Source organism: Pseudobutyrivibrio sp. (assembly GCF_017471675.1).
Lineage (GTDB): Bacteria > Bacillota > Clostridia > Lachnospirales > Lachnospiraceae > Pseudobutyrivibrio.
This window is the reverse complement of the sequence record NZ_JAFUSK010000036.1, coordinates 1-21370: the sequence shown is the minus strand read 5'-3', so window position 1 is coordinate 21370 and position 21370 is coordinate 1. Positions and strand designations below refer to the sequence as shown.

Annotated in this window: 17 protein-coding genes; 2 read left to right on the top strand and 15 right to left on the bottom strand. The window is 39.9% G+C overall.

Annotated features, from left to right (window positions below):
• Positions 1-80: 80 nt before the first annotated feature.
• The gene (locus tag IJ535_RS06225) at positions 81-1094 is read right to left on the bottom strand and encodes a LacI family DNA-binding transcriptional regulator (RefSeq protein WP_294300243.1); all 1014 of its coding nucleotides are present in this window, start codon (positions 1092-1094) and stop codon (positions 81-83) included.
• A gap of 308 nt (positions 1095-1402) precedes the next feature.
• Here IJ535_RS06225 and IJ535_RS06220 point away from each other — a divergent pair, with 308 nt between their 5' ends.
• Together IJ535_RS06220 and IJ535_RS06215 are read left to right on the top strand one after the other, a co-directional pair.
• A complete protein-coding gene (locus IJ535_RS06220) occupies positions 1403-3838 on the top strand; it encodes a GH36-type glycosyl hydrolase domain-containing protein (RefSeq protein WP_294300212.1) in 2436 nt (811 codons plus the stop codon).
• Between the two features lie 126 nt (positions 3839-3964).
• The gene (locus IJ535_RS06215) at positions 3965-4852 is read left to right on the top strand and encodes an RluA family pseudouridine synthase (RefSeq protein WP_294300209.1); all 888 of its coding nucleotides are present in this window, start codon (positions 3965-3967) and stop codon (positions 4850-4852) included.
• A gap of 51 nt (positions 4853-4903) precedes the next feature.
• Here IJ535_RS06215 and IJ535_RS06210 read toward each other — a convergent pair whose 3' ends face one another.
• The 14 genes from IJ535_RS06210 to IJ535_RS06145 all read right to left on the bottom strand — a co-directional run bounded on the left by IJ535_RS06210 (position 4904) and on the right by IJ535_RS06145 (position 21152).
• Positions 4904-5356, bottom strand: a complete 453-nt coding sequence (locus IJ535_RS06210; RefSeq protein WP_294300206.1) for a molecular chaperone DnaJ — start codon at positions 5354-5356, stop codon at positions 4904-4906.
• 129 nt (positions 5357-5485) lie between these two features.
• Positions 5486-7516: a glycoside hydrolase family 13 protein gene (locus IJ535_RS06205; RefSeq protein ID WP_294300203.1), complete on the bottom strand. Its 2031-nt coding sequence runs from the start codon at positions 7514-7516 to the stop codon at positions 5486-5488.
• Positions 7517-7759: 243 nt separating this feature from the next.
• Positions 7760-9559, bottom strand: coding sequence for an ATP-dependent zinc metalloprotease FtsH (ftsH, locus tag IJ535_RS06200; RefSeq protein WP_294300240.1), 1800 nt, complete (start codon positions 9557-9559; stop codon positions 7760-7762).
• A 33-nt stretch (positions 9560-9592) separates the two neighbouring features.
• The gene (gene hpt, locus IJ535_RS06195; protein WP_294294764.1) at positions 9593-10117 is read right to left on the bottom strand and encodes a hypoxanthine phosphoribosyltransferase; all 525 of its coding nucleotides are present in this window, start codon (positions 10115-10117) and stop codon (positions 9593-9595) included.
• Positions 10110-11417: a tRNA lysidine(34) synthetase TilS gene (tilS, locus tag IJ535_RS06190; protein WP_294300200.1), complete on the bottom strand. Its 1308-nt coding sequence runs from the start codon at positions 11415-11417 to the stop codon at positions 10110-10112. Before tilS ends, hpt begins: the two co-directional genes overlap by 8 nt.
• 22 nt (positions 11418-11439) lie before the next feature.
• Complete coding sequence (locus IJ535_RS06185) at positions 11440-11748, bottom strand: FtsB family cell division protein (protein ID WP_294300197.1); 309 nt, start codon at positions 11746-11748, stop codon at positions 11440-11442.
• Positions 11741-11980 carry an RNA-binding S4 domain-containing protein gene (locus IJ535_RS06180; protein ID WP_294294774.1) on the bottom strand — a complete coding sequence of 80 codons (240 nt, stop codon included), beginning with the start codon at positions 11978-11980 and terminating at the stop codon, positions 11741-11743. Before IJ535_RS06180 ends, IJ535_RS06185 begins: the two co-directional genes overlap by 8 nt.
• A gap of 183 nt (positions 11981-12163) precedes the next feature.
• A complete protein-coding gene (locus IJ535_RS06175) occupies positions 12164-12436 on the bottom strand; it encodes an HU family DNA-binding protein (protein ID WP_294294777.1) in 273 nt (90 codons plus the stop codon).
• A 229-nt stretch (positions 12437-12665) separates the two neighbouring features.
• Positions 12666-13946: a hypothetical protein gene (locus IJ535_RS06170; RefSeq protein ID WP_294300195.1), complete on the bottom strand. Its 1281-nt coding sequence runs from the start codon at positions 13944-13946 to the stop codon at positions 12666-12668.
• A 50-nt stretch (positions 13947-13996) separates the two neighbouring features.
• Positions 13997-15328 (bottom strand): CCA tRNA nucleotidyltransferase, encoded by a 1332-nt coding sequence (locus IJ535_RS06165; RefSeq protein ID WP_442961380.1) that lies wholly within the window; start codon positions 15326-15328, stop codon positions 13997-13999.
• Positions 15324-16763, bottom strand: coding sequence for a proline--tRNA ligase (gene proS / locus IJ535_RS06160; protein ID WP_294300190.1), 1440 nt, complete (start codon positions 16761-16763; stop codon positions 15324-15326). Before proS ends, IJ535_RS06165 begins: the two co-directional genes overlap by 5 nt.
• A 104-nt stretch (positions 16764-16867) precedes the next feature.
• Positions 16868-18646, bottom strand: a complete 1779-nt coding sequence (locus IJ535_RS06155) for a glycoside hydrolase family 2 protein (RefSeq protein WP_294300187.1) — start codon at positions 18644-18646, stop codon at positions 16868-16870.
• Positions 18636-20918 carry a GH36-type glycosyl hydrolase domain-containing protein gene (locus IJ535_RS06150; protein ID WP_294300184.1) on the bottom strand — a complete coding sequence of 761 codons (2283 nt, stop codon included), beginning with the start codon at positions 20916-20918 and terminating at the stop codon, positions 18636-18638. The genes IJ535_RS06155 and IJ535_RS06150 overlap by 11 nt, the downstream gene beginning before the upstream one ends.
• A 3-nt stretch (positions 20919-20921) precedes the next feature.
• Positions 20922-21152, bottom strand: coding sequence for a hypothetical protein (locus IJ535_RS06145; RefSeq protein WP_294300181.1), 231 nt, complete (start codon positions 21150-21152; stop codon positions 20922-20924).
• Between the last annotated feature and the right edge of the window lie 218 nt (positions 21153-21370).

The window sequence follows — 21370 nt, the reverse complement described above, 5'->3', positions numbered from 1 at the left end:
TTCCTCCCAATTTTACGCGCTTAGCGCGTTTTGATTGATTGTTACTGCATTTATAATAAGTTGATTTCTCAACCAAATGCCTAATTAAGCTTTTTAAGAGTATCTCCTTCAAGGAGCTTTCCTTTTACCACTATCTGCTTGATTAATGTGGTCTTTGGTCTTTCGATTAAATCGATAAGATTCTTCGCCGCCTGGGTTCCTAAGCCATCCGCATCCTGTCTGTAGGTTGTAAGACGTGGACGAATGTGGCGAGCCACCTTGATTCCATCGAACCCAACTACTGATACATCATCTGGAACCTTCAATCCCTTTTCCATCACCGCTCTCATGCCGCCGTATGCTGCATAATCATCTGGATAAAAGATACAGGTTGGTCTGTTTGGCAAATCCAAAAGCTCCAATGTCTTTTCGTATGCCCCATGTGTATCTCTATAAGGAGATTCCTGAATGTACTCATCTGGAACTGTAATTCCGTGCTCTTCCAATTGTTTGTTGAAAGTAACAAGTCTTGTTCTTGTAACTGAAGAATCAGCCCCATGGATGTATGCGATATCCTTATGACCATTTGCAACAACAAAATCAACAAGAGTTTTCATTCCATCTACATTATCAGATAAGATTGTAGTGGTGTCGTTGTAGATGTGATCGATTGTAACAACCGGAATATCGCTTTTAACCAGCTCTACCACCTCTGGGTCATCGAAGTGAACATTTGCTATTATCACTCCATCAAATCTTCTGTATCTTGCATGTGTAAGATAAGAAGTTCTTCCCGGTCTGGTTCTATCATTAGAAATAAAGGTGATATCGTAGCCTTCCCTTTCAACTTCTTTTTTGAAGCTTTCCAAGACACTTGCGAAGAAGTCGTGCTGTAATCCGCTGTTGGCATCATCCATAAATAAAACTCCAAGGTTGTGGGTTCTATTCGTCTTCATGGATTTTGCTGCCGCATTTGGCACGTATCCTAATTCTCTTGCTGTCCTTCTTATCCTGGCTTTTGTCTCCGCTCCGATGTCACTGTGATCATTAAGTGCCTTACTGACAGTAGCTACGGATACATTACATTTGCTTGCAATATCCTTTAATGAAACCATCACTTCATACCTAATCCCTTCTGAAAACGCTTAATCGTTTTCGTAACTTAAATATAGCTCTATTTTCGAAAATCTACAAGTCATTTTCGAAAATTTGTGTTTTCGCAATAATTCACCCTGCCTTTTTAGTGCTATTTGCACAAAGTTTCATCCTTCTAATTGCTTTTTCAACTTATTATGGTATTCTTAAAGCGTAAATACTGTGCTTATTAGCTTAAACGTTTGCGTAGGTTTTTATCAGTATTTACACGATTATCAATTAAATTATAACTTAATCGTTTACTTATTCATCATTTAGGGAGGAACATATGAAATACGGATTTTTCGATGATAACAATAAAGAATACGTTATCACCACTCCAAAGACCCCATTGCCATGGATTAATTACCTTGGCTGTACAGACTTCTTCACATTGATATCTAACACTTGCGGTGGATATACATTCTATAAGGATGCAAAGCTTCTTCGCATGACTAGATATCGTTACAACGACACTACACCAGATACTAATGGTAAGTATTTCTATATTAAAGATGGAGATACAATCTGGAACCCAGGCTGGCAGCCTACAAAGACTGAGCTTGATTCTTACGAGTGCCGTCACGGTATTGGTTACAGCAAATTCACAGGTGCTAAGAATGATATTGAAGCTGCACTTACAACATTTGTACCTATCGGTGACCCGGTTGAACTTACAAAGGTTACTTTGACTAATAAGGGAAATGCCAAAAAAGATATCACACTTTTCTCTTATGTTGAGTGGTGCCTATGGAACGCTGATGACGATATGAAGAATTATCAGCGTAACCTTTCTATTGGCGAAGTAGAAGTAATCGATTCTACAATATATCACAAGACTGAGTACAGAGAGCGCCGTAATCACTACGCTGTTTACTCTGTAAATACAAAGATTGATGGATTCGAGACAAGCCGAGATGAATTCCGTGGTGCATACAACGGTCCTGACAAGCCAGCTGCTGTTATTGAAGGAAAGCTTCATAACACTATTGCTTCTGGCTGGTATCCAATCGCTTCTCACCAGATAAATGTCAGCCTTGAAGCTGGCGAAAGCAAGACATTCGTATTTGCACTTGGTTACATTGAAAATGCTGAGGATGATAAGTGGGAAGCTCCTGGAATCATCAATAAGAAGAAAGCTAATGAACTGCTTGGCAAATATAAAACAGAGGCAGATTTCAACAATGCCTTTGCAAAGCTTAATGAATACTGGAATGAACTTCTTGGCAAGTTCCATATCGAATCTAAGGATGAGCATGTTAACCGTATGGTAAATATCTGGAACCAGTATCAGTGTATGGTTACATTTAACATGTCACGTTCTGCTTCTTACTACGAAACAGGTATCGGACGAGGAATGGGATTTAGAGATTCCTGCCAGGATTTACTTGGGTTCGTTCACCTTATTCCAGATAGAGCTAGAGAGCGTATCATCGATATTGCTTCTACTCAGTTCCAGGATGGTAGTGCTTACCATCAGTATCAGCCTCTTACAAAGAAGGGCAATTCTGATATAGGTTCTGGATTTAACGATGATCCATTATGGCTCATTGCAGGAACAAGCGCTTATATCCGCGAAACTGGTGATACTTCAATCCTTAAGGAAATGGTTCCTTACGACAACGATATGTCTGTGGCAACTACTCTTATGGAGCATTTGAAGCGTTCATTTGATTATATTGTTAATCACAAGGGTCCACACGACCTTCCACTTATTGGTCGTGCCGATTGGAATGATTGCCTGAACCTTAACTGCTTCTCTGAACATCCTGGCGAAAGCTTCCAGTGCTTTGGACCATCAGAGGGACCTGTTGCAGAATCAGTATTTATTGCTGGTATGTTTGTAAAATATGGTCGCGAGTATGCAGACCTTTGCAAGCTCATGGGCGACAATGCTGAAGCTGACAGAGTTTTAGCTGAGGTTGATAAGATGATTAAAGCCATTGAGAAGGATGGCTGGGACGGTGATTGGTTCGTAAGAGCTTATGATGCATACAGCCACAAGGTTGGTTCTAAGGAATGTGATGAAGGTCAGATTTACATCGAGCCACAGGGTATGTGCGTAATGGCTGGTGTTGGTATCGAGGATGGTAACGCAAAGAAAGCCCTTGATTCAGTTAAGGAAAAGCTTGATACAAAGTACGGTGTTATGATTCTTCAGCCAGCTTACACAAGATATCATCTTGAGCTTGGTGAAATCACATCATATCCACCAGGATACAAGGAAAATGCCGGAATCTTCTGCCACAACAATCCTTGGATTTCTATTGCAGAAACATGCATAGGACGTGGTGATAGAGCATTTGAAGTTTACAAGAAAACATGCCCTTCATACATCGAGGACATTTCTGAGATACATAGAACAGAGCCTTATGTTTACTCACAGATGGTAGCAGGAGCTGATGCCAAGTTCCACGGTGAGGCAAAGAACAGCTGGCTTACAGGAACTGCTGCATGGACATTCACAAATATCTCTCAATACATCCTTGGAATTTATCCTACACTTGAGGGACTTTCAGTTAATCCATGTATCCCAGCAGAATTTGGTGATTTCAATATCACACGTGTTTACCGCGGAGTAACCTACAATATTGAAATCAAGAACCCTAACAAGATTCAAAAGGGCGTTGCATCACTTACAGTTGACGGAGTAGAGGTTGCAGGAAATGTAATCCCATTCGACGGAAGCAAGAAGACAGTAAGTGTAGTTGCAACTATGAAGTAGCTTCTTTTTCTTCATTTAAATAATATTATTCTCCTTCTAGAAAGGACCAACGGAAAATGATCCGCTGGTCCTTTTGATTATTCTTAATTATTGACTAAAAATTAGCTACACAATAGAATCATAGGTATGAATAGGGAATTGATTTATACAATTGAAAATGAATATGATGGATTTCAGATAGATAAATATTTAAAGGCGCAAGGCTATTCTTCCGCAAATATCACTGCTATCAAAAAGATGCCAAATAATGTGGTTATCGAGGGTGAGTGGGTGCATATGAATCGAAAGCTTGCAGCTGGGGAAGTGTTGACTGTGAACATATCTGAAGAGGATTCTTCTGAAAAGATTCCACCTGTGAAGATGGATTTGGATATTGTATATGAGGATGAGGATATTATTGTAATAAATAAGCCTGCGGGGCTGCCAATACATCCTAGTCTTAATCATTACGAGGATTCACTGGCTAATGGCCTGGCCTATTATTATGAGTCCCAAGGTAAGCCTTTTATTTTCCGTTGTGCCAACAGATTAGATAAGAATACTTCAGGCCTTACTGTTATAGCCAAGCATTTGGTTAGTGCCAATATTATTTCTACAGCTGTTAAAAATAGACAGTTTCACAGGGAATACTACGCTATTGTAAGAGGTACCTTAGAACAAAAGGAAGGTACTATAGATGCGCCTATTGGGCGTGTTGGAGAATCTATTATTACCAGACAGGTTGATTTTGAAAACGGTGAGCGTGCCGTTACCCACTATAAGGTTGTAGAGGAAATGAATGGGCATAGTCTTGTTTCCATACATTTGGAAACAGGGCGCACTCATCAGATTAGGGTGCACTTTAAGTATATTGGACATCCGCTGATTGGGGATTATTTGTATAATCCTGATTTTGAGTGGATGGATAGACAGGCGTTGCATTCGCGGAGGATTGAATTTAGGCATCCCATAACAAAACAGGCAATGGAGTTTGTGGCTCCATTGCCTGAGGATATGCGAAAAGTTGTGGAGTGATACACCTCATCCGGTCCTTCGGACCACCTTCCCCTCAAGGGGAAGGCTTTTTTAATTCATTGACTCTTTCAAGTCTTCGTATTCGCGGTTTATTTCGGCGACGGTGGCGGTGTCGCCAGATTCGCCGTCTGGATGATAGATTTTAATTAAATCCTTATAGCGCTTTTTAAGCGCTTTCTTATCAGAAACACCAGAAAAGAACATCTCTCCGTGGACGATGTTATCCTGCTCCTGGTATGGTTCTATGTAGCTTGATTGTACGTGCTCATAGAACTTTTTCTTTCTTTCGAATTGCTTCTTGTCTTCAGCAAGCTTCTGTGTTTCACTAATCAACAAATCCCATTTTAGTTGAAACTGCTTTTCTTGCTGTTCGAGGGCGTGAATACGCGCTTCATACTCTCTTCTTTCCATTAGCAAATCGTTCCATGCTTTTTCTAGCTCTTTATGTCGGTCCTCAAGTGATTGCATGTCGATGTTGCTTTGACATGTGAGATCCTTTGCCATAATAACTCTCCCGTAAAACTCAATAACTTGGGTTAGGCCAATCATTAACAACTATATATTGTGTATCAATACCTGAACCTACCTTGATTATACTAAATACGGCATAGCTTGTAAATTACAATATCAGGCTCATCTTTTGTACACAATGCCGGATAAAGGAGTCAGCTCCACATGGAGATTTCCTCCCTCAACTTTTATATCGGTAGGCATTATTGAATAACCAACCTCATTGGTCAAAATCGCACGCTCCAAATTGCAATTCATAGGAACCCCAGCTATCCATACTGGGATATCCACAGTGATAGCATTTGTATTGGAATTTATCACCACAATTACCTGCTCGTTAGATGTAAAGCGGGCATAGCTGATAAATCCCTGTCCACAATTAAGAAATCTAAATGAGCCTTCCTTAATAGCCTTGCTATGCTTATGAACCATTATCATATCCCTGGTGTAATCGATAAGATTGTAATCGCAATTACCCCAAGGGAAAGTACGTCTGCTATCTGGGTCAGTGAATCCACATACACCTGCCTCATCTCCGTAATACAGGGTAGGAGCTCCCGGCCAGGTCATCTGAACCATCTCTGCCAGCTTCATTATAGGCACGCTAACGCCGTCCTCAGCGGCTCTGGCGCCCTTAGTAGCAAGACGCCCCACCACATGATTAGTACGGGTCAAAAATCTGGAATGGTCGTGGTTAGAAAGCTGATTCATGGAACAATACAATGATGGTGTCTTAAGACGAGCCATAAAATGTAGCATGGTATTCTTAAATCGCTCACCATCCCCTATTGCACTAGGCTGGAATTCGTCAGAATGCTTCTCCATACCTGTCAGGAAGAATGTAAGTGGTTCCATAAAGGCATCATAATTCATGATAGTATCCCACTGGTCTCCAGCAAGCCACGCACTAGGGTTTCCATAATGCTCCGCAAGAATAATAGCATTAGGATTTGCAGATTTTACTGCATCCCTGAAATCGCGCCAGAATTTATGGTTAAATTCCTCTGAGTGTCCTAAATCCGCAGCAACATCAAGTCTCCAGCCGTCACAATTGTATGGTGGACTAACCCACTTTTTGCCAATATCCATTATGTATTTATATAGCTTCTCAGATGCCTCGTAGTTAAGCTTAGGCAATGTATCATGGCTCCACCAGCCATCATATGATTTATTATCAGGCCAGCTGTCTTCAAAAAATCCAAAGAAATCATGGTAAGGACTGTCCTTGCTTTCGTAAGCTCCAGGTGCATAGCCCTCTTCCTTAGAATAAATCTTTTCCCTATTTAGCCATTTATTAAATGAACCACAATGGTTAAATACACCATCAATAATGATTCTAATTCCCTTATCGTGAGCCTCATTTACAAAATCTGCAAAGAACTGGTTACTTGCATCCAGGTTCTCTTTGTTAGTGACTCTCAGCTTATATTTAGTGGCATGGGTATTATCATAATCCCCATCCTTCAGACACTCTCCACCATCATTTTTAATAACAGTGAAATGAGGGTCGATGTGGTCATAATCAGAAGTATCGTATTTATGATTAGACGGAGAAACAAATAGGGGGTTAAAATAAATCACCTCTACACCTAAGCTCTTAAGGTAATGTAGCTTTTGTCTAACGCCCTCTAAGTCTCCACCGTAAAATCTACCTATATCAAGATTTGCGGGAATGCTATCCCAGTCAGTTACCCTTTGAACAGGTGCGCCCACATAATGATATTCATTGGTTTCCACATCGTTGCTCTTATCACCATTGCAGAATCTATCCACAAGGATTTGGTACATAACTGCACCTTTTGCCCATGCTGGTGTGGAAAAACCAGGCATTATAGAAAAATCATAATGCTCTCGCAGGTCGCGCCACAATCCCACTCTATCGTAATAATAGATGCCATAATCACCAACGATTTCAAAATGATATCTAAATTCCTTATCCTGCAGCTTCACATCGCAAGAATAATAATCGAACTCGCCACGTGTACGCTCTAAATGCATCTTCTTGGCAGATTCTAGCTGCTTAGATACAAGAAAGGCATCTAATTCCTCCTGATGGTAGACTCTTAGCCTTATTGTTACTAAATCATAAGGCTCCGGCTCCATAGGGTGTCTATATTCTGCTGTTCCATCTGAGTAAATTGCTTGGATATTCATAACGAGCTCCCCTCGAATATTTTTAGATAGTAAAAAAGACAGCTACGATCGCTGTCTTTTTAGGAGAAGGTATTTTTACTATGGGGTTAGTAAAAATTATATAATGTATTGGGGGGTTTTTACGATGTTTATTATATGGCCGTGCAACACTTAAGTGTGCACAAATATAACAAATCATCATAAATGTTTTTGTACATATTGCACTAAACACTCCCCATTCATTCCTTATACAGCGATTTTAAGCTAGTTCTCAGCATCAAATAATGCTTCGAACTCCTCTCTACCAATTCTTTCATTCTCTATTAATAGATTAGCACATTTATGCAAAATCTGTTCATTATCTTTTAGAATTTTCACAGCTTTTTCATAACATTCATCGATAATCTTCTTAACTTCATCATCGATGGCCTTCGCTGTAGCATCGGAAAAGCCCTTTGTATGGGCAAGGTCACGACCTATAAATACTTCCTCGTCGTCATCGCCATAGTGAACCATGCCGATTGCCTTAGAAAATCCATATTTAGTAACCATATTCTTAGCCATCTGAGTAGCCTGCTTAATATCGTTTGATGCACCTGTGGTCACATCATCAAATATAAGCTCCTCTGCAACCCTGCCGCCTAGTGAAACAATGATATTCTGGGTCATCTTGCCCTTAGTATTAAACATATCATCATTTTCATCTATTGGCATGGTATATCCTGCGGCGCTGGCGCCTGTAGGAATAATTGAAACTGTATATACCGGTCCAACATCAGGCAACACATGGAAAAGGATTGCATGTCCTGCCTCGTGATAAGCAGTGATTTTCTTTTCCTTGTCAGAAACCACCCTGCTCTTCTTTTCCTTACCGATTCCTACCTTGATGAAGGATTTCTTAATATCCTCCTGTAGGATGTAGGCTCTATCCTCACCTGCTGCAAGGATTGCTGCCTCGTTAAGGAGGTTCTCAAGATCCGCTCCTGTAAAGCCTACAGTAGACTGAGCCACCTGCTTAAGGTCAACATCCTCAGCCAAAGCCTTGTTAGCAGCGTGTACCTTAAGGATTTCTTCACGTCCCTTAACATCAGGACGACCTACGTAAACCTTTCTATCGAAACGTCCCGGACGCATGATAGCCTGATCTAATATATCAACACGGTTAGTGGCTGCCATTACGATAATGCCTTCGTTTACACCAAATCCATCCATCTCTACAAGAAGCTGATTAAGTGTCTGCTCACGCTCATCGTGGCCGCCGCCCATACCAGTACCTCTTCTGCGGGCAACTGCATCTATCTCATCAATAAATACGATACATGGGGCATTCTGCTTAGCCTCTTCAAACAAATCGCGAACACGGCTGGCACCTACACCAACAAACATCTCTACGAAATCAGAGCCTGAAATAGAGAAGAATGGAACTCCTGCCTCGCCTGCAATAGCCTTGGCAAGAAGAGTCTTACCTGTTCCTGGAGGGCCTACAAGAATAACACCCTTAGGAATACGTGCACCAAGGCGTGTGTACTTAGCCGGGTCTTTAAGGAAATCAACAAGCTCTTCCACTTCTTCCTTTTCTTCCTTAAGGCCTGCCACATCATCAAATGTGGTATTAATATCTTCCTTGGAAGTCATCTTGGCGCGGCTCTTGCCGAAATTCATCATTCTGGCATTTGCTCCGCCACCGCCACCTGCGCTTTGGGCATTCATCAGCATCATAAACAATATGAACACTGCGCCAAGCACTACAAGCATTGGCAGCAAATCGGAAATCCAGCTGTCATGAGGAACATCTGAAAGTGTGTAGGTAATCCTAGCTTTTTCAAGTAAGCTTTCCACTTCGTTTACATCTGAAACGTAAAGCTTAACTGTTGTGCCATCAGAAAGCTTGATATTTGCTGCACCAGTAGGTACCTGCTCATTCTGTACGATGTTAACAGAAGTCACCTCATCATGCTTGATTGCTCTTTTAAACTGCGCCATTGTGTATGTAGCTGTTGCTTTGCCCATACTTGTATACAAAATCCCAAGTATCACCACTACAAAAATGGCATAGATAATCATTCCTGAAGCTCTAGTTTTCTTCAATTTTTCCTCCTAGTCTAATTCAACCACTCCGATATATGGAAGATTGCGATACTTCTGGTCATAATCAAGTCCATATCCAACCACAAACTGATCTGGAATAGTGAAGCCTGTGTAATCTACGTGTACATCTACCTCTCTGCGGTCTGGCTTATCAAGCATTGTAACCATGCGAACTGATTTAGCCCCGCGGTCCTTGAAATACTGTCCAAGGAAATTAAGTGTGTTACCACTATCTATAATATCCTCAACTATGATGACATTCTGTCCAGTTGGGTCTAGGTCTAACTCTTTCTTAATCTTAACTACACCTGAAGATACTGTGCCGCCTTCATAGCTGGATGTAGCCATAAAATCAATAGTAACAGGGACTGTGATACGCTTTGCAAGCTCACATGCGAAGAAGGCTGCGCCCTTTAATATACATACTAAAAATACTGATTCACCCTCATAGTCCTTGCTAATCTGTGCTCCTAGTTCTGCTATTCTTTCAGCTAATTCATCCTCTGGTAACAGAACTCTGATGTTCTCACTCATTTTGTTCTTCCTCCGTGTAACTTATCTCTAATACTCGAGTGGTATTTGTAGAAATCTTGTAATATTCGCTAACCCTGTGGCCTACTACCCACATAACATGATTGCCATCGCACACTAGAGGTACTGTATCACGCATGTGCCTTGGAATTTTCTCGTCAACAAAATAATCTTGAATTGACTTGCGATTACCTTCAGAATCGATGACAAGATAATCCCCTTCAGCTCTGGTTCTTATTACAACATTAGCCATTATTCTATCACAATCAAACCATTTCGTATAGGTTTCTTTAGGGTAATTCATGGCTTTTTCATAGGCAAATTCCCTATATTCAAACCTAGGATTAACTTTTTTTGCCTCTGATTCTTCTTTATCAATCACATACAGCTTTTCGTAAGATATTATGAGGGTTTTCTTGTATGGAAGCTGAACCTGACGCTCCCCGTCCTCATTAAGCAAATCTAATATTGAATCAATATGGACTGCTGAAACATCCTTCTGATAAGGCATAAAGCCGCTTAAATATTCCTTTATTGCCTGGCTTGCAATTACCCTAGGGGCTGTAGATATGGCCCGTTTTCTAAGAGACCCATCCTCTTGCTTAGCCATCTGTAGCAGTCCCTTAGCCTCGAAGGATATGTAATCTGCCACCTGGGATAGCCTTTCTGTCATATCAAATATGTGCTCTAAGGCCTTATCGTTTATAAGATTAAGCTCAGGCATTATATTATGCCTGATTCTGTTTCTATCATAATCCACCTGATTGTTAGTGGCATCGATGCAATAGGCTATTTCATTAGATTCCAAGAATTCTAAGATATCTTTCTTAGAGACTGCAAGAAGTGGTCTAATAATGCCACCCCTTACAGGAACAATGCCGCACATACCGTCTAGTCCAGTGCCTCTAGCCATGTGAAACAGCACTGTCTCAGCATTATCATCGGCATTATGAGCCACAGCTATCTTAGTATTAAAGCCTTTATCCCTCAGCATATTTGCAGCATCCTCAAATGCCTCGTATCTGGCGATTCTGGCCTCTTCCTCTATAGACCTGCCGCTTGCACTGGCAAGTGATGGAATATCGATTCTTAACACTTTTAAAGGCACATCAAATTCCTGACAAAGCCCTCTAACATATTCCTCATCTTCGTCTGCATCTGTGCCTCTAATCATGTGATTAATGTGCACTGCTTCTATGGTAAGGTCGTATTCTGATTTAAGTGCTAACAATACAAAAAAGAGGCATACGGAATCTGGACCTCCTGACAGGCCTAGCACTACTCCATCGCCTCTATTAAGCATATTGTATTTCTCAATATATTCGTTAATTTTCTTTTACTTTAAAAATGGTCCAATTGTCATGTGTTAATCCAAGCTTCTCAGATGCTTCTTTTTCTATGTATTCGTCGCTACCGACGTATTCTTCATCTTCCTTTAATTTATCTTGCTTTTGCTTAGCTGATTCAAGCTGCTTTTCAAGAGCCTCTTCTGTCTTCTTGTAGTCCTGATTCTTGCGATACAGATTAACCATCTGGACAGTCATAGCCCCTATCATAAAAAGCATGATTACAGCTACGTATATTCTACCTGTAGAGGTTTTCTTTCTTCTAACTCTTCTTCCCTTTTTAGACATACTTGAATAGCTCCGCTGCTGCATCCTTTTTTGTAGTTTCCTGAATATCTAATACTTCTACCTTAACATTTTTGTTACCAAATGCTATCTCAATTATATCACCAATCTTAACATCAGTGGAAGCTTTCGCAATTTTTCCATTAATTTGTACTCGACCGCTGTCGCAAGCCTCATTGGCTACGGTGCGACGTTTGATTAAGCGGCTTACTTTTAGATATTTGTCTAGTCTCATATCGTATATATAACCTCATGTATTTGCACAATGTAAGCTGATAAGTAACAAGCTCTTAAGTTTCTTAAGCGAAACATGTTGTTGAGCGTAGAAATTTAATGGCTTGTTGCTGTAATCAGCGTAGGATTTTAAAAAGGGGTTCGGCTATGCCGAACCCCAACCATCATCTAATCTAGAAAGTTATTAGTTGATAGCATCCTTAAGAGCCTTACCAGCCTTAAACTTAGGAGCCTTAGATGCAGGAATCTTCATCTCTGCGCCTGTCTGTGGGTTTCTACCTGTACGAGCTGCTCTTGCAGATACTTCAAAAGTACCAAAACCTACAAGCTGAATCTTCTCCCCCTTCTTAAGCTCTTCAGCAACAACCTCTGTAAATGCCTTAACAGAAGCTTCTGCGTCCTTCTTAGAAATGTTAGCCTTGCTAGCGATAGCTGCTACTAATTCTGTCTTGTTCATTACTATTCCTCCTCGAGAATTTAATTTAAATTTTATAGTTGGGAAAATCCCTTAACTACAATATTCTTTATAATTGTTTTGACTTTGCATGTCAACAAGAAAACCCTAAAATATCCCGTTTTTATAAGGTTTTTATGGATTATTACAAATTTTTTGCGTTATTTTTAAACACTATTACTATTTACAAACCCTTGATTTTTCGGGAAGTTCACATCTTTTTCACAGTTAGCTAATTCATAAGATTACTGATAAGGTCTGAAATTGTCGACAAATAATCCACTTCGTAATCGTAATTGTCTTTTAAAGTGCTACCAGCAGACTCTTTTTCAGGTGAATTATTTCTATTTACAGAATTGTTTGTAGTCCCATTAGTAGCCTGGTTTGTTGTCTGATTTGTTGTCTGATTAGGAAGCTGATTTGCAGTATTTGACGTATCAGCCTGCTCATTATTCTGAGTATTGTTTGTTACAGATTGTTCTGTAGTTTCCCCCGTATCTGTTTCCATTTCAAGGGTAATAGTGGCAGATTCGGAATTAACCACCAGAGTCTTGTTCCAAGATGTATACCCATCGCACTGAACCACCAGCTTATGTGAGCCGTACTGGACTTTCTGAGGCTCCGTTACATCCACCTGCTTGCCATCCAAGAATACATAAGTGTCTGGCACTGTAACAAGGAATGTAAGCAGGCAAAATGATGGTCCTTCGCCCTTTAAATCCTCTAAATTAATTACAGTAGTGGCATTTCTTGCAACTGAATATTCCCCAGTGCCGCCCCAGCCATTGTTAGCAACCGTAATGTTATATGTTCCTTCTGGTACTTCTATTAGCTCGTCCCCATAGACAGTGGATACTATCTTCTTACCTATGAAAATCATACTGCCGTCAAACAAGGACGTATTAGTCAGCTTAAAATACCCATGACCTGTAGTAACTGCAATGGATATAACTTCCTTTTCCTGACCTACAACAGTGATAATGTCATCTTCACCGATATCAGATGCCTGAATCTTAAGATTGTCAGAGTAGACCTTGGTCTTATCAGTAATCTTGTAATTCTTGCCATCAATAGTAATGAGACCTCGTTCAGGTTCTAGCTTATACTTGGAAATATCGTCAAATATCCATACATCCCCACTCTTTTGAACGGATTCAAGTGCTCCTGAGGCAGGCAGGAAATCTCCGATTGTAACAACTGTGCCATTTGTAAAGCTTGCCCACACACTGTTTGTGCCAAACTTATCCAAAAACCGTGTGGTCATATTGTAGTTGTACCTAATCTGCTTATCTTCATCCACTGAATACAACGATATGGTCTCATCTGTCATATTAAGATTCTCAACGATGTAAAGAGTCGCCTCTACTATCTCCTCTTCCTCAGAAGAAGCGGTGGCATCCTGATTCTCCACATTTGCAGAATCCTGCTTTAGAGCAGAGCCAGTATGGTTTGTTACAGTAGCGTTGTTAGGATGCCTGCCACAACCAGTAAAAGCCAACATTCCTACGGTCATTATCAGTATTAAATTGATTGTTTTGTGTGTAAAAATCCCTTCCATATTCATTATTGTAGCATATCTTTAACTCGATTTAGCAAATAATCTCTATTATTAAGCTTAGGATTATCTACAACTTCATCAAAAACAGCCTTTAAAATCTCCCCGATGCGCTGTCCCTGTGGGACTCCCATGTCTATTAAATCCTTACCGTTTATCTGTAAATCCTTTATCTTAAGGCAATCCCCTGCTGCAATTATAGACTTATACATCTGCTCCAGCTCATCAATATAAGCAAGCTTCTCATCCCGATGATACATACTCTGTGCCAAGGTATCTGCACGCTTAACAGCCAGCAAATCCTCAAAATTCTCCTTGCCTACCCTGATAATCATTCTACGGATGTTACGCTCATTTATTTCAGGCCTGTCATCATGGTTCTTTACCAGATTGCACACCTTATCTGTAGTGTCATTATCAAACTTAAGGCGCCTAAGCACATCACGGGCCATCTCAGCCCCCTTTACAGGATGAAGCTTGAAATGGTTCTGCCCCTTATCATCAGTGGTCTTGCAGGCTGGCTTTGCCACATCGTGAAGCATCATAGTAAGGCGGATTACCTTATCCGCTGGGGATAGCTCCATTGCCTTAATGGCATGCTCACCTACTGTGTACATGTGATGCTTGTTATTCTGCTCACATTCCATCATTACGTTAAGCTCAGGGAAGAACACCTTTGAAAGCCCTGTGTTATAGACCTCTCTAAGCCTTTCGGGATGGTTCGATGTAACCAGCTTCACCATCTCCACCTGGATTCGCTCAGCACTGATTCTATCAAGGGTAGGTGCAAGCTCACAGATAGCCTTATAGGTCTCAGGCTCTATCTCAAAGCCTAGCTGGGCTGAGAATCTAAGAGCACGCAGCATACGAAGGGCATCCTCGGTGAAACGCTCTGTAGGATTGCCTACCGCACGGATGATGCCTGCCTCTAAATCCTCCTTGCCGCCAAACAAATCCACAAGCCCCTTACTGTCGTTGTAAGCCATGGCGTTGATAGTGAAATCACGCCTCTTAAGGTCTTCCTCTAATGATGCTGTAAATGTGACTTCCTTAGGGTGGCGACCATCTTCATACTTGCCATCCACACGGTATGTGGTAACCTCGTAGCCAACGCCGTGAAGCAGCACCGTAACTGTGCCATGCTCTATTCCAGTGTCAAAAGTCCTATCAAAATAAGACTTTACCGTTTCTGGCAAAGCCGATGTTGTAATGTCCCAATCATGTGGAACTTTCCCTAGAATGCAGTCACGGACACAGCCGCCCACTGCATAGGCTTCGTGTCCGTTAGATTCTAAAATATTTATTATTTTTGAAACGTCTGCTGGTAAATTCATATTAATAAGCTTTACCCCAATATACTAATTTCTTAGCTGGCTTACCACAGCATGCACATACGTCAGAAATCTGCTCCTGATCATTGAATGGCATACAACGGCTAGTTACAGCTAAATCCTCTTTAATCTTGTTCTCGCAAGCTACATCACCGCACCACATAGCACGAATGAAGCCTGGCTTGTTGTTAGCAATCTCTGTAAACTCAGCGTAGTTGTGAGCATCCCAGATATGGCTATCACGGTGAGCCTTTGCTCTTTCAAACATATCCTTCTGGATAGTATCAAGGAGCTCAGCTACCTTTGTCTCTACCTGATCAAGTGGGCACTCAATCTTTTCACGTGTATCACGGCGAACAAGTACGCACTTGCCTGCCTCGATATCCTTAGGTCCAAGCTCTACACGAACAGGGATACCACGCATCTCTGCCTCAGAGAACTTCCAACCTGGGCTCTTGTCTGAATCATCAAGCTTAGCACGCATTGTCTTACCAAGGCGTTCACAAACCTCGCCTGCCTTTTCAAGTACGCCTTCCTTCTTCTGCTGAATAGGAATAACTACTACCTGTGTAGGTGCGATACGTGGTGGAAGTACAAGACCTGAATCATCACCATGTACCATAATGATAGCACCGATAAGACGTGTAGTCATGCCCCAAGATGTCTGGTGAACATACTGAAGCTGATTGTTCTTATCTGTGTACTGAATACCAAATGGCTTAGAGAAGTTCTGTCCAAAGTTGTGTGATGTACCAGACTGTAAAGCCTTACCATCGTGCATAAGTGCCTCGATTGTATATGTAGCCTCAGCACCTGCAAACTTCTCCTTATCTGTCTTCTGTCCACGAACTACAGGCATTGCAAGGACTTCCTCACAAAAATCTGCGTATAAGTTAAGCATCTGAACTGTACGTGCCTCTGCCTCCTCAGCTGTAGCATGTGCTGTGTGACCTTCCTGCCATAAGAACTCACGTGAACGAAGGAATGGACGTGTCTCCTTCTCCCAACGAACTACTGAGCACCACTGGTTGTAAACCTTTGGTAAATCTCTGTGAGAGTGGATAATATCCTTATAAAAATCACAGAAAAGAGTCTCAGATGTAGGACGAACGCAAAGACGCTCCTGAAGCGGGTTAAGACCACCATGTGTAACCCAAGCTACCTCTGGTGCAAATCCCTCAACATGATCCTTCTCAACCTGAAGAAGACTCTCAGGAATGAACATCGGCATGTACACATTCTGTACTCCTGTTTCTTTGAATCTTCTGTCCAACTCGTGCTGGATGTTTTCCCAAATAGCATAACCATCGGGCTTGATAATCATGCATCCCTTTACTGATGAATATGCAATCAAATCAGCCTTAACAACTACATCGGTATACCACTGTGCGAAATCCTCAGACATAGAGGTAATCGCTTCTACCAGCTTTTTTTCCTGTGCCATTTTAATCTCCTTATCTATTTTCAAAATATACTAACTACAGTTAGCTCTCCCATTTTAATACAAATAACAAAACAAGTCCACCCCCACGAGGATGGACTGAATAATTAATCTTCTATATTGTCATAAAATTCTTTCAACACATCAAAAGCAATCTTTCGATATTGTTTATCTTCAGACAACAATCCTTTTCGATTATAGTATTTTTGCAAATAATGCGTTCTTCTTGGACATCGGAAATCGTACAATATCCAAGGGGTCATTCCCTTAATATAACTAATCTGTTTAAGGGTATTGATTTGACATTCATATACATATGCCTGACATTCTTCTGAGCCTTTATCTGAGATTGTACCATGATGCTTAGGAAATGCGTCGGCACCGAACTCTGTAATAATAACTGGTTTGTCAGGATTACTATTTTGTAGCAGCTTTGGTAACATTTCAAAATCAGGTGTATACCAACCACAATATTCATTAATGCCTATAACATCCAAATAATCTGCCAATCTGTCGGAAATAACATTTTTTTCACTATCGACCAGGCAAGCTGCAGATACAAGCCTTGTAGAATCAATTTCTCTTGCAGATTTTGCCAAACCACTCATAAACTTTAATCGTTCATCTGTATCAGCGTTTTCATTGCCAACAGACCATATTATAACGCTGGCCCTGTTATAGTCTCTGATTATCATTTCCTCAAGTTGGTTTCTAGCATCTGCATAGGTATCTTTGTTTTCAAACTGAACAGCCCAATATACTGGTATCTCTTCCCATAAAAGCACCCCCTGTTCATCGGCTAGTCGTGCCATTTTCTCTGAATGAGGGTAATGAGCAACACGCATAAAATTGCACCCCAATTCTTTAGCAAGCCTAATGTTTTCAAGTCTTTCCTCATCAGTGAGCGCCTTGCCGTTTAAAACGCTTTCCTCATGGCAACTAACCCCCTTCAAAAAAATTGATTTGCCATTTAGCAATATCTCGCCATTTTCTACGCTTATCTCTCTAAATCCAACTTTATCTTCAACACAATCCTCGCCGCATTTTAGTTTGACCTTAAAGAGTTTAGGATCAGTTGTGGTCCATAGCTGTGGCTTGGCATCTATTAATGCTTCGCCCACACCATTTTCAATTTTAATTTTTTCATATAGATTTAACTCATTTATAGTGAACTCAGCTTCGCAGTCAATAGCACAAGACATCTTTACTTTTACATTAATTTTTGAATATGAACAGTTCTTTGCTAATCCTACACTAAAATATTTAATATATACTTCAGGCACCCTAAAAAGCTCAATCTCTCTATAAATGCCGCCGTAATTAAACCAGTCTGTATTCTCTGTTGGTACCTGCGTAGGTCTTCGAGTATTATCCACACTAATTATGATTCTATTGTCTTCCAACACATAATCAGTCAAATCGTAATAGCTTGGGGTAGAACCTCCTCTGTGCATTCCCATGTATTCCTTGTTTAAAAACACCCTACAGAGATAATTGGCAGCTCCTATTTTCAATATAAGTCTTTCATTTGATTTTTTCCGATATGAAAAAGTTCTGGTAAATACCATAGGACCTTCATATAAGAAATATTTTTCATCTATAGTGTTCCAACAACAAGGTAATCTCATTTCATCCCACTGATCAAAGGAATAGTCTAGTGGCAAAGAATTCCCCTTATCATCTTTCGTTTTTTCCAAAAACCATTTTTGCCTCAAACAGGTATCATACTGGTCCACCGAGTATTTCCAAACTCCACCCAATGATTCCTTCTGTCTTGAATAATCAAAAATCATTGTTTCTGCAGTGCTTTTCTTTTCTTCATACTGCTTAGTATAATTTTCCAGATGAATATCTGACATATATATTTTAGGTTTATTATTCTCCATTTTGTCCCCCATTTTTTGTTGTATATACTACATTGTATGTTTCGTTCTCTTCATAAGGTAATCTATCTGTTTGTTGAAGTATGTCATCCACATATAGGCTTCTATCTTCGCCTTGCTTAATGGTTATATTATATGTTGCGCCCCTGTAAATCCTTTTGCAGAAAACCTCATTCCATTCTTTTGGAAGAACAGTATCAAGTTTTATTCCTTTATCATCAACATTAAACCCTATTAAATGTTCAACTAGTAACATCATAAGCCACGCTACTGTACCTGTTCCTATATGTGCACTGGAGCGCCCAAAGTTTTTAGATTCTTTCAGCCCATAATAATAATTGGGAAGATAGATAGGGATTTGTAGGCTTTTCTCTGGAGGATTATTTTTGTTTGTTGGGAGGGTCCTCCATATAGTTTCATAAAACCCGCTAATATCATTGGAGCATTTTTGCGCATATGCCCAAAACATAGAAGCATGACAATATACAGAACCATTCTCTGTAGTGCCAGATTTCTTAACACTTAACCTTCCCCATCTTTCGTCCCATTCTCGAAATGGTGGATATAGAATCAATGGTCCAAATGGAGTTTCAAGCTTTTCCACCCTAGAATTGATTATTTTGATTTTTTCCTCATCGGCCACACCTGATATTATTGCCCATGCCTGAGTATTTAAAAACAATCTATCTTTACTATCTCCAAGCACATCACCATCATCATTTATAGCCATGGCATATTGACTTCCATCCCAGGCGTATTCATTTATACTGTGGATTAGTTTTTCCCTTTCCTCGATAAAGATTTGTTTAATATGCACTTCACCTGATAAATAGGGTAATAATCTACTTATTGCATATACTAGCGCCATTGAAAGCCATACTGATTCACCTTTACCATTTCGTCCTGGGGCATTGATAGGGTCATTCCAGTCACCATCTTTCATCAGGCACAACCCATGGCTTCCACGCTCTTTAAGCAAATATTTAACAGCAGTAATCAGATGTTCCAATACGCTAGCATTACCACCGTCATTATAGGTCACTTTTTGACATAAAAACTTTTTGGTGTCTCCATTGTTTGCAATTACAAGAGCACATATCACAAGCCAAACCGGGCCATCAGAATGTTTTAATAAACTAAGACCTCTGGGATGTGCGCCTGTGGTATCATGCCATTGTTGAAGAAATCCATTACTGTTTTGTAAAACTAATACATCTAATAACAGCTTTTCTGCCGACTTATAATCAATAAACGATAACCCCATAGCATCCTGTAATTGGTTTCTAACGGGACAATATGTGGTTCCTCTATTATGTGTAGCCAAATATATAATTTGTTTTTTTAGCCAATAATTTACAAATGTGTTCAGGTTTTTATCAGGAGTATTGATTTTAAATCCTTCACACACATTTTCCCATTTTTCCTTGGTTATTTTTCTAACGTTTTCATTTGCTTTATATGTGAAATCTTTTTTATATTTAATGATTTCATCTATATTTTTTGCTGCTCCTACTTCTATATAAAAATCCTTGCTTTCTCCTGGCGCAAAAGAAAAGTTAAATTTTAATGCACCACAAAAATCTTCTACTTCTCCATCCATATTACTTAGCGCCCCATTCTCAACTCCAATAGGACACATAGCCTCAGGTCTACCAAAAAATCTTCTCTTACTTAATTCGCAGGATTCATATTCTAGATTTGATATTAGATAGTAATAAGCCTTTTCCTTTTCTACCTTTTCTTTATCCTCATAAAATGTATGATAAGGAAATGAGTATTTATATATTATTTTTTCTTTACTATCATATTTACACACACCGCCCATTACTCCATGGTCATAAAGACCAACTGCCGAATAAAAGGAAATCTGTCTTTCAACATCATCTTCGTTTTTTAAATGAATTTTCCACAATTCTCCACATCTTTTATCCGTAACACATATTTCAACATTGCAGATGATTTTGTTTTTCAAAGAATTAATGCAGGTGTTCCACATACCATGGACACAGGAAAATTCATCTAACTGGACACATAGTGGAACAAAGTTCGGATTCCAAGTCATGCCATTCTTCTCATCTTTAATATAAAAATATCTGTAGGCTTCAACACACTTTGTTCTATTATAATTTTCTACAAGGTATCCATCTCCTTGAAGTGTTTGATCCAATTCAAGATAATAATTGTCATTAAAAATATAATTTTTCCAAGGAACCGGAGTATGAGGTGTTACCACCTCATACTCCTTTCCTCCATTTATAAAATTGCCATATTCCATAAACTAATCCCTAAATATTTTCCATAAAATATTTACTACGTCCTTAATAATCTTTTTTACAACATAAACTATCTTCTCAATTATTTTTTTTGCACTAGGATTTTGATTTTCTTTAGAATCTTTATCAGAATGAGAATCCCCAGAATTATCAGGTGTATCCACTGCAGGTTCATTTTCTGGCTCATTTGGCACATCCACTGAAGGTCCCTCATTTGGATTTTCAGGTGAAATCACCTCCTGTGAATCATCATCCTCTGGTGTATCAATACTAGGAGATTCTTTTTCTAAATTATTTACAATTGTCTGTCCATCATGTAAGCGTAGTTACAGCTTACGGTGTTAGGATATTAAAAAGCTCCCTCGAACCGCTTAAATTAGCAGTTTGAAGGAGCTTTTATTTCGTCTGGGATTTCTTTTGACCATGGCAAAAGTTTTTCAATTATTTCTTTTGG